A 12,125-nucleotide genomic window follows, 5' to 3' on the forward strand; every position below is an offset into this window, starting at 1 on the left:
CTATCAGCTATCAGCTATCAGCTATCAGCTATCAGCTATCAGCTATCAGCTATCAGCTATCAGCTATCAGCTATCAGCTATCAGCTATCAGCTATCAGCTATCAGCTATCAGCTATCAGCTATCAGCGATTAGCTATCAGCGATTAGCGCTACGCCCACGCTACGCGAACAGTTTTCAGCTAAAGGCTAAAGGCTGACCGCTGACCGCTGACGGCTGACGGCTGACTACTGACCGCTGACCGCTGACCGCTGACCGCTTACCCCGACTCCCGACTCCCGACTCCCCAAAACCATTAAGAACTGCCATAAAATGGCATAATTGCCTGATGCCCAAATAAATAATAGGGTAATCCAAGATAATGTGAAGGTAATCGACATCTGTTACCTTCAGGCCATGACCGAAGGACCAAACCGCGATCAGACTAGTCGTCTGGTCTTATTCATTACCCTCTGGCTCAGCTTGTTTGTTTTATCAGTCAAGGTGTCAGCAGCTTGGGCTACCCAATCGCTCAGTCTGATGGGGGAATCTCTGTTCACCCTATTAATTTGCTTTAATACCCTTGTCAATTTGCTGATGATCACTACCTTTGACAATTCGCCAGATCTGTCAGTCTATGGTCATGGTAAACGGGAAACGGTGATTACCTTTGTGCTAATTGCCTTTTTTGGCTTTGCTGGGGGAAATTTGTGCTTACTGTCCTCTCAGCAGTTACTAACCCTGATTCAGGGAGGAACCTTAACTATTGGTGTCCGGCTCAGTTTACCCTTAGTACAGCTGTTGGGAGCAGTATTAGCCATGAGCCTTGGTTGGTCTTGCCTGATGGTTTACCAAGCTAGAGTGGTCAGGAGTCCTACCCTACGCTTTCAGGCGGCTCAAATGCTTCAGGATGTGGGCTTAACTATACTAGTACTCGGTGGGCTTTGGGGCGTTTCCCAAGGTTTCCTATGGCTGGATCCACTGTTGAGTAGTGTGCTGGTGCTCTTTGCCGGGGCAAATTGTTGGCAAGTTATCAACTGGCAATTGCCCCTGCTAGTCAAACAAAATCCCATTGATCCAGAAGCGATCGCTCACATAGCCCATCAAGTTGGAGGTGTCACTCGCTGTGATCAAATTCAGTGCCGGGGTGTTGTAGGACGCTTCATGTATGTTGAAATGCATTTGGTAGTGCATCCAGAGTTTTCAGGAGTCATTTCCCTGATTGCTGAACGGATTCAGGGAGGAATTCAAGAACGCTACGGACCCGTACAAGCTATTTTCCACATCGATGATGATTTAACAGCATCCTTACGATGGAATGGCTCGAACCGAAACCAACAAATGAACGGTAAAGATGAACCAGATGGGGAGTAGGGAGTCGGGAGTCGGGAGTCGGGAGTAGGGAGTCGGGAGTCGGGAGTCGGGAGTCGGGAGTCGGGAGTCGGGAATCGGGAATTGGGAGTCGGTTAGTGATAAAGATGTAGTGGTTTAGCCCAGGTCTGGTAGCGGTGCGACCCCGCGCTTTTTCAAAGCGCTAGGGAACGCGCACCGTAAGGTTTCGGGAGCTAAAATCACTAGCTGTGTACCACTCCAATTTTTTGCCTCTTGCCTCTTGCCTCTTGCCTCTTGCCTTAGTGGTGCGTTACGGGGCGGACTATCTCAACGCTGGCTACAAGGTTGAAGATGAGGGCAAGTCCGCCCCTAACGCACCCTACGCACTGTTCCCGATTCCCGATTCCCGATTCCCGATTCCCGATTCCCGATTCCCGATTCCCTATTCTCTCGAATAAACTAATCTACTATAATAGTTTATTGCCCAAAAATTAATACTTAAGCAGACAGCTGCTAAAGTAAACAGAATGTAGGTGGGAGCCATCACTACTCCAATCATCAACCAACTATACACATGGAATAGCATTGCAAAAGCTGGGATGCACGCAACTAAAGCAGCTTTCCGCACCTGAACTTGGGGATAACCAATCACAGTAAAGATGATGGTTTGCAAGGTCAGCAGCAAGTTAGCAGGAACTAAAATGGCACAGATCGCTACACAATGGTTACGGGAGAAATCACATAGGATATTAAAATCAAACATTTTAAAATTGCTAATATTATCGTAAGCATTCAGCCGTGAGCTAAAAGCTCACGCTACGCGAACAGCCGTCAGCCGTCAGCATTAGGCTCACGCTACGCTAACAGCTTTTTGGCACAGGCTTTGGCCTTGGCCTTTCGGCCACGCTACGCGAATGGCCACGCTGTGCGAACGATGCTGGGACTTCACTCAGCATTATTCCAATGCTTACTTGTTGTCTTGATGCAAAGCGCGAGTGGGGGAAACCCCCAAGACCGCTTAGGTGCGCTTACAGTCGTCGAATTAAATTCGCCACGGGTCGCACCTCTGCATCGCTTATTCAAAAGCTGAGAGCTGAGAGCTGAGAGCTGATAGCTGAATACTTACACATTTCCTTATCAGTTTATACTCAAAGGTTTCACAGACATTGGGAATTGCTCAATATAGCATTTACAAGTCTCCCCCCTCTCCCCACAATCTTCTCCCGACTCCCGACTCCCTACTCCCTACTCCCGACTCCCTAAGAAGCTAATCAAAGGGATAAGCCATCCGATAGGGATCAACAATCTGGTCAAACTCAGTAGCAGAAACATAGCCTAATTCTAGGCAAGCTGCTTTCAGGGTAAGGTTCTTCTCAGAAGCATGGTGCGCCACTTCTGCGGCTTTGTCGTAACCGATGATTGGACTCAAAGCAGTCACTAGCATCAGGGACTGTTCCAGGAAATACTGGATTTTCTCTCGATTCGGTTCCAGTCCCTTCAGCAGGAAGTCAGTGAAATTGTTGCAGCTGTCAGCAAGTAGATGGACAGATTGGAGCAAGTTGAACACAATCATCGGCTTAAAGGTGTTCAACTCAAAGTGCCCCTGAGCACCAGCAAATGCGATCGCACTATCGTAGCCCATCACCTGAGTAGCAGCCATAGTCATCGCTTCGCACTGGGTCGGATTAACTTTCCCTGGCATAATCGAAGACCCTGGCTCATTGGATGGCAGTTTCAGTTCTCCAAATCCGCACCGTGGTCCACACCCTAGGAAACGGATATCATTAGCAATCTTCAATAACGAGCACCCTAGGGTTTTCAGGGCACCGCTAGCCATAACCATGTCATCATGAGCTGCTAGAGCCGCAAACTTGTTAGGAGCAGACACAAAGGGCAAGCCGGTCAACTTAGCAATATGCTCAGCAGCCTTTTCAGCAAACCCCTTGCCAGCATTTAAGCCAGTGCCGACAGCGGTTCCACCAATCGCCAACTCGTATAAGCCAGGAAGCACAGAGTCTATCCGTGCTAAATTAGCATCTAGCTGGGCAACGTAACCGGAAAACTCTTGACCCAAGGTTAACGGTACAGCATCTTGAAGGTGAGTGCGCCCAATTTTTGCTATATTATCCCATGCTTTCGCTTTCTCCTCTAGAGCATCCCGCATTTTCTTGACTTTGGGCATCAGTCCCTCATGAAGCGCTACCGCTGACGCGATGTGCATGGCCGTGGGAAAGGTATCATTAGAAGATTGGGACATATTGACGTGGTCATTGGGATGAATGGGTTTTTTGCTACCCATCACCCCCCCAGCTAGTTCAATAGCACGATTAGCAATCACCTCGTTCACGTTCATGTTGCACTGGGTACCACTACCAGTCATCCAAACACGGAGAGGGAAGTTACCGTCTAGCTGGCCTTCGATGACCTCTGTTGCTGCTTCAATGATTAACTGAGCTTTATCCTCTGGTAGTTTACCCAGTTCACAGTTAGTCAGAGCAGCCGCTTTTTTCAGAATAGCCATCGCTGTTATGACTTCCGGAGGGATAAAGTCTTGTCCAATCGAGAAATATTTTAGCGATCGCTGAGTTTGAGCGCCCCAATACCGATTAGCAGGAACTTCGATTTCCCCCATGCTATCGGTTTCTGTTCGCATCTTAGTCATCAGTGATATCAACTCCCCTTGCTTCCTTCGTTTATGGTATAGCACGGGGAGTAGGGAGTAGGGAGTAGGGATGCATGGCTTTTATGGTACTTCATGCTATGTTTAAAATGGCGATAGATATCAGCAACTTTGGTAATCGTTTATGGCTGTATTAAAACTTGATTATGATTTCCAAATCAATCATTAAAACCAATCTTAATTTATCATAAAAACCAAGACCAATCGGCTCTAGTTTAGACTGTTACCTGTTATCTTTGTATAGATTACCTCTTATAGTTAGTTTCAACTCAATAGAGTTTTTTATATAATAAGTGTAAGATAAATTCTAAATTATTAATTATTAATTCTAAATTCTAAATTCTAAATTCTAAATTCTTAATTATTAATGATGGAAGAATGGTTAATTTACAAGGAGTTTCGGTTTGAAGCTGCTCATCGCCTTCCCCATCATGACGGCAAATGTAGTCGGTTACATGGCCATAGCTGGGTGGGGCGAGTTTATGTCAAAGGTAATCAACTGATTGAGGAGGGTTCCAAACAGGGGATGATAATGGACTATGGAGATATCAAGACCTATCTCAAGCCTCTGTTGGATAACTTTTTGGATCATTATTACCTCAATGAGACAACCGGCTTGGAGAATCCTACTAGTGAAGCGATCGCCAAGTGGGTTTTTGAGCGACTTGAAGAAGCAGGTTTACCGGGATTGTATGCCGTTGAAATTCAAGAAACCTGTACCTCTGGTACGCGATATAGCAGAAGTCAGAAGTCAGAAGTCAGAAGTCAGAAGTCAGAAGTAAGCTATGACTAAGTTTCGGAGTTTAGTAATGTCAAACATCTGAAGGCGTAGTGCTATAGCGGTTTTTAGCATCATGAGGTACAAAAAATTTTACCTTTTTCCTCTTCGGACTTCACTAATTTATGCTCCCTGCTCCCTGCTCCCTGCTCCCTAAAAGCCAACAAATGTACCTTACTAGCTTAAAATACGCTATATAATTATCCTGAGTCAACAGCTTAGCTACCCGAATAGGAGTTGCCAACCGACAAATGCGATCGCTAAATCTGCAAGAACATGACTAACATAACCAGACCAGATTGAACGGTAGGTTAGATAGCACCACGACCATACCGCTCCAGCCATGAACACCCCTAATGAGCCAAGTATGACCACCAGCCAATCCTGGGTATAAAAGGTTAAAGCAATAATGTGATGGAGGGTAAACAGCAATGCACAAAGCAATACTGACCCAAGTCCGGGGATGAGAATCTGGCACTTGCTCCAGACAAACCAACGCCAGATATACTCTTCCAGGAAGGCATTAATAAAAGTCCAATACATCGCCCCGAGTACATAAATGTATGCACTAGTTATGCCAGCTTCTTGGGCTTGACTTTGAACATCCGTCTGATCAATCCAGTGCTGACCAAAAAGCCAATAAGCCCCAAGGATGATCCCAAACATCACCAGTCCCAAAATAGTTCCAGTCAACAACTCCTGTCCCTTCGGCAAGGATAAACGTAACTTGCCACGATCCACCCAGAAAAACCAAGCAAGAGGCAGTGCTAGTAACCAGACTTTGCAAAATGAGAATATTGCCTGCCCTAATGATCCTGGAGCAATATATAGTGCCATTGCTATACCGATACTCCCAGCAGGAACTAGCAGTAGCAAAGCCAATAGTGGATTTTTACCAGAGTCAGTCTTGAGCATTGAAAATTCTCCGGTGGTAACTTTATTGGTTATGCTAGAAGCTTTGCTGCAAACTATCGGTACGTTCTGTGCCAGTTGTACAACTTTCCTAAGGGTATAGCTAGGATAACGTCATGTCTTTAAACCTTTTTGCCATACTGCCCTCTTCCTTAGCCATAGTTTCGCTAATGTATATTTCCTGGCTCGGCAGTGGAATCACAATTCCCTCTTCTTCAAATCTTTCTTTGATAATTTGTCTGAGGTCACAATAGGCTGTCCAGTAATCCTCTCTTTTAGTATATACCATAAACCAAATGTTAACAGCATATTCAGCCAATTCACCGGTATCAATCCAAGGTCCAGGGTCTTCCAATACTAAAGGATGGGAGTTGGCAATATCCTTAAGAACTTGGATCGCTTCAGTAATACTATTGGCGTAGCTGATCCTAACTGTAATAAAGATAGCGCGGACGGGGCTAATGGTTTCATTCTCGATAACGTTACCCCAGACTGAGTTGTTCGGCACAATAATAATTTTATTTTGAGAAGTCTTGATGGTAGTGCAAATTAAGTTGACATCTTGAACCTTTCCTTTTACCCCAGCTACTTCAATGATATCCCCCACATCGAAAGGTTTATAGAGTAAAATCATTAACCCATTGGCCAAGTTACCGAGGGTACTTTGGAACGCAAACGCTACCACAAAACCAGCAGCTCCAATCATAGCGATCAGTGGTCCAATACTGACCTCTAGGGCAGTAATCCCTACAAGAATACCCACCACAAATAATCCTTGGCGGGTTAGAGTAACCAAGAACTGACCCAGCATAACTGAGATATTCGGGAACATCCCCAAAGATTTCTCGAGGACTGTACTTAAGATCACCGAGAGGATGCTAAAGCCAGCAATGATTCCTAGACATTTGCCAATGTTATTGGCCCAGCGCTGACCTCCTTCTTTAGACTGGAGCCAGCCAACAATGGTAATCCAGGTTCCTTGAGTGTCGGTTACGTCAACCTTAATCCCACTGATGGCATTGACGTATTTTTTGTACAACTCGACATCACCACCTTTAGTTTCCAGCTCTTCAAGTACCACCTCAAAGCGTTCGCTCAAACCAGCCCGTTCATCCCGCAGTTTCGTGATGTTTACCAGTACTTGCTTTTTAACTTCGGTCTTGGCCTCGACCGCTTCTTCTATCTTTTCTTGAGCTTTTTCCAGTCCCTGTTCAGTCTTTTTCTGCTGTTGTTCATCCGTAACGACTTTGTTGCTAATTGTCCCAATCTGCTCTTGAACCTTAGCAACTTCCTCGTCTGAGGTTTTGGCTTTATCTTTCTCCTCTTCCGTACCTTCAACTGCTTTATCAATTGCCCCCTGCAAGGTTTTATCCTGCTGGGTCTTTTCTTCTTCTTTGACCGCTTCTTCTACTGACTTCTGAGCTTTTTCGAGAGCTTCCTTTGCTTCTTCCGCCGCGTCATTAGCTTCAACCCGACCTGATGGTGATGCCTCAGTCTCTATTTTTTCTTTAGTTTCTGTCGCTTCCTCAAGAGCTTCTTTGGCCTCTTCTAGGGCATCAACAGCTTCCTTAGATTGTTCAAGCTCTCGATTTTTGCGCTTGACAGCAATTTCCGCATCGCTGAGTTCTTTAACTTTAGTTTTAAGCAAGAACATCCACCCTTTAGCTTCACCCTCCAGCTCATCTAATGTCAAGGGCTTGAGCATTAGCTCTAGCTCCTCAATCGGAATAGTTGGATCTGCAGTTGTAACTGCTTTCTGATTGGGTGCATTAGTGCTTTGTTGAGCTTGGACAGGTAACCAGCATGTCCCAAGGATTAAGAGACTCCCAAACAAAATGCTAATTTTCTTTTGTCGGTAACGAATCATTAGTTTTTGGTGTTGATAAGACGTTAATGACGATGTGACCTGTACAGTTTGGTTTACTTTTCAGTGTTAATCAAAGAAGATGTAAGGTGTATAGTTTTTTTCACTGTTCAGTGTTAACCGTTAACTGTCAACAGTTGCTCCCGACCTTACCACCCGAAAATCGGCAGGGCTGTAACATTGCTCGATTTAGACTGAGGGGGGCAGATGAGAACAGGATAGGAGCTGAATTTTCCCCAACTATTCGGGGGAATTTTGACAGAATTTATCCCTTTATAATTCTCTCTATCTAACCAAGAAATTAAGATCCCGGGGCAATCCATAGTTAACATTTAACAGTTTACTTTAAATAGTCAACAATATATAAATAGCCTTTTATGGGATCAAATCAAGGGATGTGCTTATTGTTTACCAACATTTTTGGCAAACAAACACCTTGGACAAAAATTTTGCTTTGCCCAATCTTGCCTGATCAACGACTAGGATGTTATCACATTTTTATTTCCCCGAGTGTTAATTTTTGTTTCCATCATCCATGGCTTATGGTTTAACATCACTTTGAAAACGTGCGGAATTAGCAGCTTCTGCCGCAGCCACATCCCCTTTACCAAAAAAGGCAGGAAAAGGTTTGGGGAGCTCTAGTGCACGTTGAGTTGCAGGTCTGGCATCAATACGGTCAAACCAGGCTTGAAGGTTATTCAGCCCATCCACTGATACTTTCGCCCAGTAATAAGCTCGTGCCCAAGGATAAGTGGCCATATCTACAATCGTGAAGTCATCGCCAAGGATGTAAGTTTTCCCCTCAAGCTGCTGATCCAAGACTTCCAGCAGCCTGCGTGATTCTGTCCCATAGCGCTTGATGGCAAATTCATCACGATGCCCTTGAGGTTCAGCAATCCGCTGAAAGTACATCGCCTGACCCATAATCGGTCCAATGCCACTCATCTGAAACATCAGCCACTGAAGTGCTTGGGATCGAGCTTTTTCGCCCTCGGGAAGGAACTTTTGATATTTCTTGGCTAGATACCAAAGAATTGCACCCGACTCAAAAACCACAAAATCGTCATTACCACGATCAACGATGGTCGGGATGCGCCCATTGGGGTTAAGAGACTTGTACCAGTCTGAATTTTGTTCTTTTTTGGAAAAGTCAATATAGGTCATCTCATAGTCCACTTCTGCTTCTTCAAGAAATATCAGCGGCTTCCATCCGTTCATAGTCGATGCGGTGTAGAGATGAATCTCAGGTTGTTTTGTCATGATTTTTTTTTGGATGAGATATTGACGCTTGAGTAAGTTTTAATGAGTTTTGGAGCACGGAGCAGACAGAGGCTCGGCTACTTCAACACCTAAATCATGGGCGGAGTCAAGAAACACCATCTTTAGGTGACTGATGTATCGGTCTCGGTCAGCCTCAAATTGTGGATTTTTGATCACGTTGTAGCAAGCGAAATGGGGCAATTCCTCGAAGCCACAAAACTCATGGCTTTTACGCATGGGCAGCAGCACCTCTTCTAGTGAGCGTCCTTCAAAGAAACTATTGGGATTATTAAAAACATCGGCGGGCGCATTCCATGTAGTAGACAGCATGAATTTCTTGCCATTCATCAGGCCACCCGATCCGTATGAGCCATCACTGTGCCCGAAAAACTCACCATAGGCGTAAACATCGTCTATGTAACGCTTCAGGATTGACGGCATCATGAACCAATACACTGGGTACTGAAAAATTACCCCATCAGCTTGCTTGAATTTCGCAATCTCCTCTGGGATGTTGTAGCCTTCTTCCACAACAGTGGTGAGTAGCTCGTATTGATCTTTCAATATTTCCACCGCTATCTCGAAAAGACCTTGATTGTAGCGGCCTTTGGCGAACTCCTTAGTCTCTTTGCCCAAAATCAAAAGCAAAGTTTTCATGACTATTACTTCCCCCCATCAGATAATGTGTACAGTTATTGCTTCATGTATTGCTTCATGGTAAAAATTAAAGTTACTATAGTCAACTAGTATACGTTTAGTGACCAGGTATAAAAAATGAGTTCCGTCATGGACATGGAAACAGATAGCGATATCGACATCAAAACCAATAGCGATAGCGATCGCATCAAGAAAGCCATTGACCCCTGTCTCAGCCCCTGTCCAATCGAGCGTGGAATGAGGATTTTGGGTGGCAAATGGAAAGGATCGATTCTTTGGCATCTCAAGGATGGCCCGATGCGATTCAACGATCTGGCGCGCCAGATCGGCGGAGCTAGCAAAAAAATGGTGACCCAGCGGCTAAGAGAAATGGAGGATACGGGCTTAGTCAAGCGTAACGTCATCAGTACCAAGCCCATTGCTGTGGCCTATGAAATCACAGATTTTGGTCGAACAGCCCTCAGATTTCTGGAGGAGCTAAAGAAATGGGCAGAGGAATATAATATCTAATCTTTTAGCAGTTCTCAATTCGGTGAGGTAACCCGCCCTTGGGGTTAATGGGAGTCGAGAGTAGCGATGCATCGCTGTATCGCTTTTTCTATCAATCCTATGTTTACATCTCAAATAAAAATGCTATATTTTGTCATACTATTAATTGGTTTTTATCTTGGGTAAACCTCAAAAGCTAACTGGTGCCGATAAAAACACACGTTGAATTCCGCGAAAAAGTTCATGTGTCCGAGAATTACAGGCACGTCTTTGGATTGAGTCCAAGCAAATGCCAGCAAAACAGGCGAAAACGAAGCAACTGTACCCGAAATAACCAATCCTCGTGCCTGACTTTGAGCCAAGTTCCCACTCAAGGGAATGGAGATGGTTTGGTTCTCCCAGACTGCCCCTAGCTGTACGCCAATCTCGTAAGGCAGAACATTGACACTTGCACCGGTATCCAACAATGCCATCACTTCTAGAGAACGGTTCCCCAAACTGAGAATCAAGGGTAAATATGGCATGATGCTCGATCGCCCAAGGCTATCGGTTCGCTCTGTGAATGAAAAACGTTGACCATCAACCATTGGCTGCTTCCTGTGCTGCTACCAGAAGATCTGACAAGGCTTGAACTGCCTCGTGATCTGCCTGAGGAGACCAGAACACAGCTTCAGTTGATGCCAACTGATTCAGAAGCACGTTTTCAGAATCACTATCTTCAACAGATTCTAGGCTACATCCTTCTTCTTTAGCAACTGCAAGGAGAAGAAAGTGGATGAGTCGAAGTTTATCTTGATGAGATAGTTTACTAACCGTGGGTAAAAGTTCGCTGAGGGACATATTGGTTCTCTCAAATGAAAATGCTATAGGTAGAATGTAGAATTTAGAATGTAGAATGTAGAATTTAGAATTTAGAATTTAGAATTTAGAATTTAGAATTTAGAATTTAGAATTTAGAATTTAGAATTTAGAATTTAGAATTTAGAATTTAGAATTTAGAATTTAGAATTTAGAATTTAGAATTCGGCATTCGGCGTTGCTTAATAATGGAATGATTTTAAGAGTAGGTGCGCGCCTCCAAGGCCGCGAGCAATCCCTCGCGGCCTTGGGTCGCACCTGTGGAATGGGCATCAGGCGTGGAACTGGCATCTTGCCAGTTTCAATATATTTTCGGGCGGGCAGGATGCCCACTCTACTTCTATTCATTCCTTGATTCAGCAACACCCTGAATTCTGCATTCTACATTCTACATTCTACATTCTTATAAATTATTAATTCTACATTCTACATTCTACATTCTACATTCTACATTCTTCATTCTTCATTCTTCATTCTCAATTCAGAAACATCTCAAACACCAAAATAAGCCGGTTCATTCCCCGGTTTCCACTTAATATTGCAACCAATACTAGGCTTTTGCTCAGAATTCACTGGTTGCGACCCTAGCACCGCATCAATAGCTGCTCGTAAATCCTTACCGGTAACTGGTATCCCATTACTAGGACGACTATCATCCAATTGACCTCGGTAAACTAGCTCTTGGTTAGCATCGAATACAAAAAAATCTGGGGTACAAGCAGCTGTATAGGTCTGAGCGGTTTCCTGACTTTGATCATGACAGAAGGGAAAAGTGAATCCCAGCTCCTGAGCCATTTCCTTAAGTTTATCGGGAGCATCATCCGGGTAATTATCGGCATCATTAGCGCTAATCGCCACCATACCGATATTAGCATCGGCATAGTCTTTCCCTAGCTTAGCCAATTCTCCCTGTACATGTTTAACAAAAGGACAATGGCGGCAGATAAACATGACCAGTAACCCCTGCTTACCGGCAAAGGTGTCTAAGGAAATCGTCTCCCCAGAAACCGCATCCGGTAACTGAAACTCTGGTGCTTTGGTACCTAAGGACAACATTGTCGAGTTAACTAGTGCCATCGTTTTACTCCTAAACTATTGCGGTGACAACTTATATTCTTCTAACCTTGCCTACCATATCAGATCCCATGGCAACGGCTATGATCTGATATAGCGCTACGCGCAAGTCCGCAAGTCCGCAAGTCCGCAAGTCCGCAAGTAAGCTATGACTAAGTTTCGGAGTTTAGGAATGTCAAACATCTGAATGGGTAGTGCTATAGCAGTCGCCAGGGCAGTTAGGACATGACAAAAGTCTCACACC

The 12,125-nt window shown here is 44.7% G+C and carries 16 protein-coding genes; 6 read left to right on the plus strand and 10 right to left on the minus strand.

Annotated features, from left to right (window positions below):
• The first annotated feature begins 2 nt into the window (after positions 1 to 2).
• Complete coding sequence (locus tag F6K64_RS34020; protein ID WP_287267725.1) at positions 3 to 197, plus strand: hypothetical protein; 195 nt, start codon at positions 3 to 5, stop codon at positions 195 to 197.
• Here the strand turns inward: F6K64_RS34020 and F6K64_RS34025 are convergent.
• Complete coding sequence (locus tag F6K64_RS34025; RefSeq protein WP_267872036.1) at positions 176 to 307, minus strand: hypothetical protein; 132 nt, start codon at positions 305 to 307, stop codon at positions 176 to 178. The genes F6K64_RS34020 and F6K64_RS34025 overlap by 22 nt on opposite strands.
• Positions 308 to 319: 12 nt before the next feature.
• On the opposite strand from F6K64_RS34025, the gene F6K64_RS34030 reads away from it, so the two are divergent.
• Both F6K64_RS34030 and F6K64_RS34035 read left to right on the plus strand, forming a co-directional pair.
• Positions 320 to 1,351: a cation diffusion facilitator family transporter gene (locus tag F6K64_RS34030; protein ID WP_008184650.1), complete on the plus strand. Its 1,032-nt coding sequence runs from the start codon at positions 320 to 322 to the stop codon at positions 1,349 to 1,351.
• 206 nt (positions 1,352 to 1,557) lie between these two features.
• Positions 1,558 to 1,767, plus strand: a complete 210-nt coding sequence (locus F6K64_RS34035; protein ID WP_287252102.1) for a hypothetical protein — start codon at positions 1,558 to 1,560, stop codon at positions 1,765 to 1,767.
• Here the strand turns inward: F6K64_RS34035 and F6K64_RS34040 are convergent.
• Positions 1,752 to 2,072, minus strand: coding sequence for a hypothetical protein (locus tag F6K64_RS34040; protein WP_008184649.1), 321 nt, complete (start codon positions 2,070 to 2,072; stop codon positions 1,752 to 1,754). The two genes, F6K64_RS34035 and F6K64_RS34040, sit on opposite strands and share 16 nt — an antisense overlap.
• 108 nt (positions 2,073 to 2,180) lie before the next feature.
• Between F6K64_RS34040 and F6K64_RS34045 the strand changes: the two genes are divergently transcribed.
• Positions 2,181 to 2,399 (plus strand): hypothetical protein, encoded by a 219-nt coding sequence (locus F6K64_RS34045; protein WP_287263787.1) that lies wholly within the window; start codon positions 2,181 to 2,183, stop codon positions 2,397 to 2,399.
• 177 nt (positions 2,400 to 2,576) lie between these two features.
• On the opposite strand, the gene fumC is transcribed toward F6K64_RS34045, so the two are convergent.
• The gene (gene fumC, locus F6K64_RS34050) at positions 2,577 to 3,971 is read right to left on the minus strand and encodes a class II fumarate hydratase (protein WP_008184647.1); all 1,395 of its coding nucleotides are present in this window, start codon (positions 3,969 to 3,971) and stop codon (positions 2,577 to 2,579) included.
• Between the two features lie 388 nt (positions 3,972 to 4,359).
• Between fumC and queD the strand changes: the two genes are divergently transcribed.
• Entirely contained in the window at positions 4,360 to 4,782 is a 423-nt protein-coding gene (gene queD / locus F6K64_RS34055; RefSeq protein ID WP_131827399.1) for a 6-carboxytetrahydropterin synthase QueD, read from the plus strand.
• Positions 4,783 to 4,989: 207 nt separating this feature from the next.
• Here queD and F6K64_RS34060 read toward each other — a convergent pair whose 3' ends face one another.
• The 4 genes from F6K64_RS34060 to F6K64_RS34075 all read right to left on the minus strand — a co-directional run bounded on the left by F6K64_RS34060 (position 4,990) and on the right by F6K64_RS34075 (position 9,460).
• Entirely contained in the window at positions 4,990 to 5,682 is a 693-nt protein-coding gene (locus F6K64_RS34060) for a CPBP family intramembrane glutamic endopeptidase (RefSeq protein WP_008184641.1), read from the minus strand.
• Between the two features lie 100 nt (positions 5,683 to 5,782).
• On the minus strand, positions 5,783 to 7,546 hold the full coding sequence (locus F6K64_RS34065) for a mechanosensitive ion channel domain-containing protein (RefSeq protein ID WP_287267726.1): 1,764 nt from the start codon (positions 7,544 to 7,546) through the stop codon (positions 5,783 to 5,785).
• A gap of 537 nt (positions 7,547 to 8,083) precedes the next feature.
• Positions 8,084 to 8,803 carry a glutathione S-transferase family protein gene (locus F6K64_RS34070; RefSeq protein ID WP_287267728.1) on the minus strand — a complete coding sequence of 240 codons (720 nt, stop codon included), beginning with the start codon at positions 8,801 to 8,803 and terminating at the stop codon, positions 8,084 to 8,086.
• A gap of 39 nt (positions 8,804 to 8,842) precedes the next feature.
• Entirely contained in the window at positions 8,843 to 9,460 is a 618-nt protein-coding gene (locus tag F6K64_RS34075; RefSeq protein ID WP_287267729.1) for an NAD(P)H-dependent oxidoreductase, read from the minus strand.
• A 135-nt stretch (positions 9,461 to 9,595) separates the two neighbouring features.
• On the opposite strand from F6K64_RS34075, the gene F6K64_RS34080 reads away from it, so the two are divergent.
• Entirely contained in the window at positions 9,596 to 9,970 is a 375-nt protein-coding gene (locus F6K64_RS34080) for a winged helix-turn-helix transcriptional regulator (protein ID WP_165691884.1), read from the plus strand.
• Positions 9,971 to 10,122: 152 nt separating this feature from the next.
• Here the strand turns inward: F6K64_RS34080 and F6K64_RS34085 are convergent, their stop codons facing one another.
• From F6K64_RS34085 to F6K64_RS34095, 3 genes are all read right to left on the minus strand, one after another.
• Positions 10,123 to 10,536 (minus strand): pepsin/retropepsin-like aspartic protease family protein, encoded by a 414-nt coding sequence (locus F6K64_RS34085; RefSeq protein WP_287267730.1) that lies wholly within the window; start codon positions 10,534 to 10,536, stop codon positions 10,123 to 10,125.
• Complete coding sequence (locus tag F6K64_RS34090; protein ID WP_008184627.1) at positions 10,529 to 10,789, minus strand: hypothetical protein; 261 nt, start codon at positions 10,787 to 10,789, stop codon at positions 10,529 to 10,531. The genes F6K64_RS34085 and F6K64_RS34090 overlap by 8 nt, the downstream gene beginning before the upstream one ends.
• A 510-nt stretch (positions 10,790 to 11,299) precedes the next feature.
• Entirely contained in the window at positions 11,300 to 11,884 is a 585-nt protein-coding gene (locus F6K64_RS34095; protein ID WP_008184625.1) for a thioredoxin family protein, read from the minus strand.
• Between the last annotated feature and the right edge of the window lie 241 nt (positions 11,885 to 12,125).

The organism is Moorena sp. SIO3A2 (assembly GCF_010672265.1).
GTDB lineage: Bacteria > Cyanobacteriota > Cyanobacteriia > Cyanobacteriales > Coleofasciculaceae > Moorena > Moorena producens.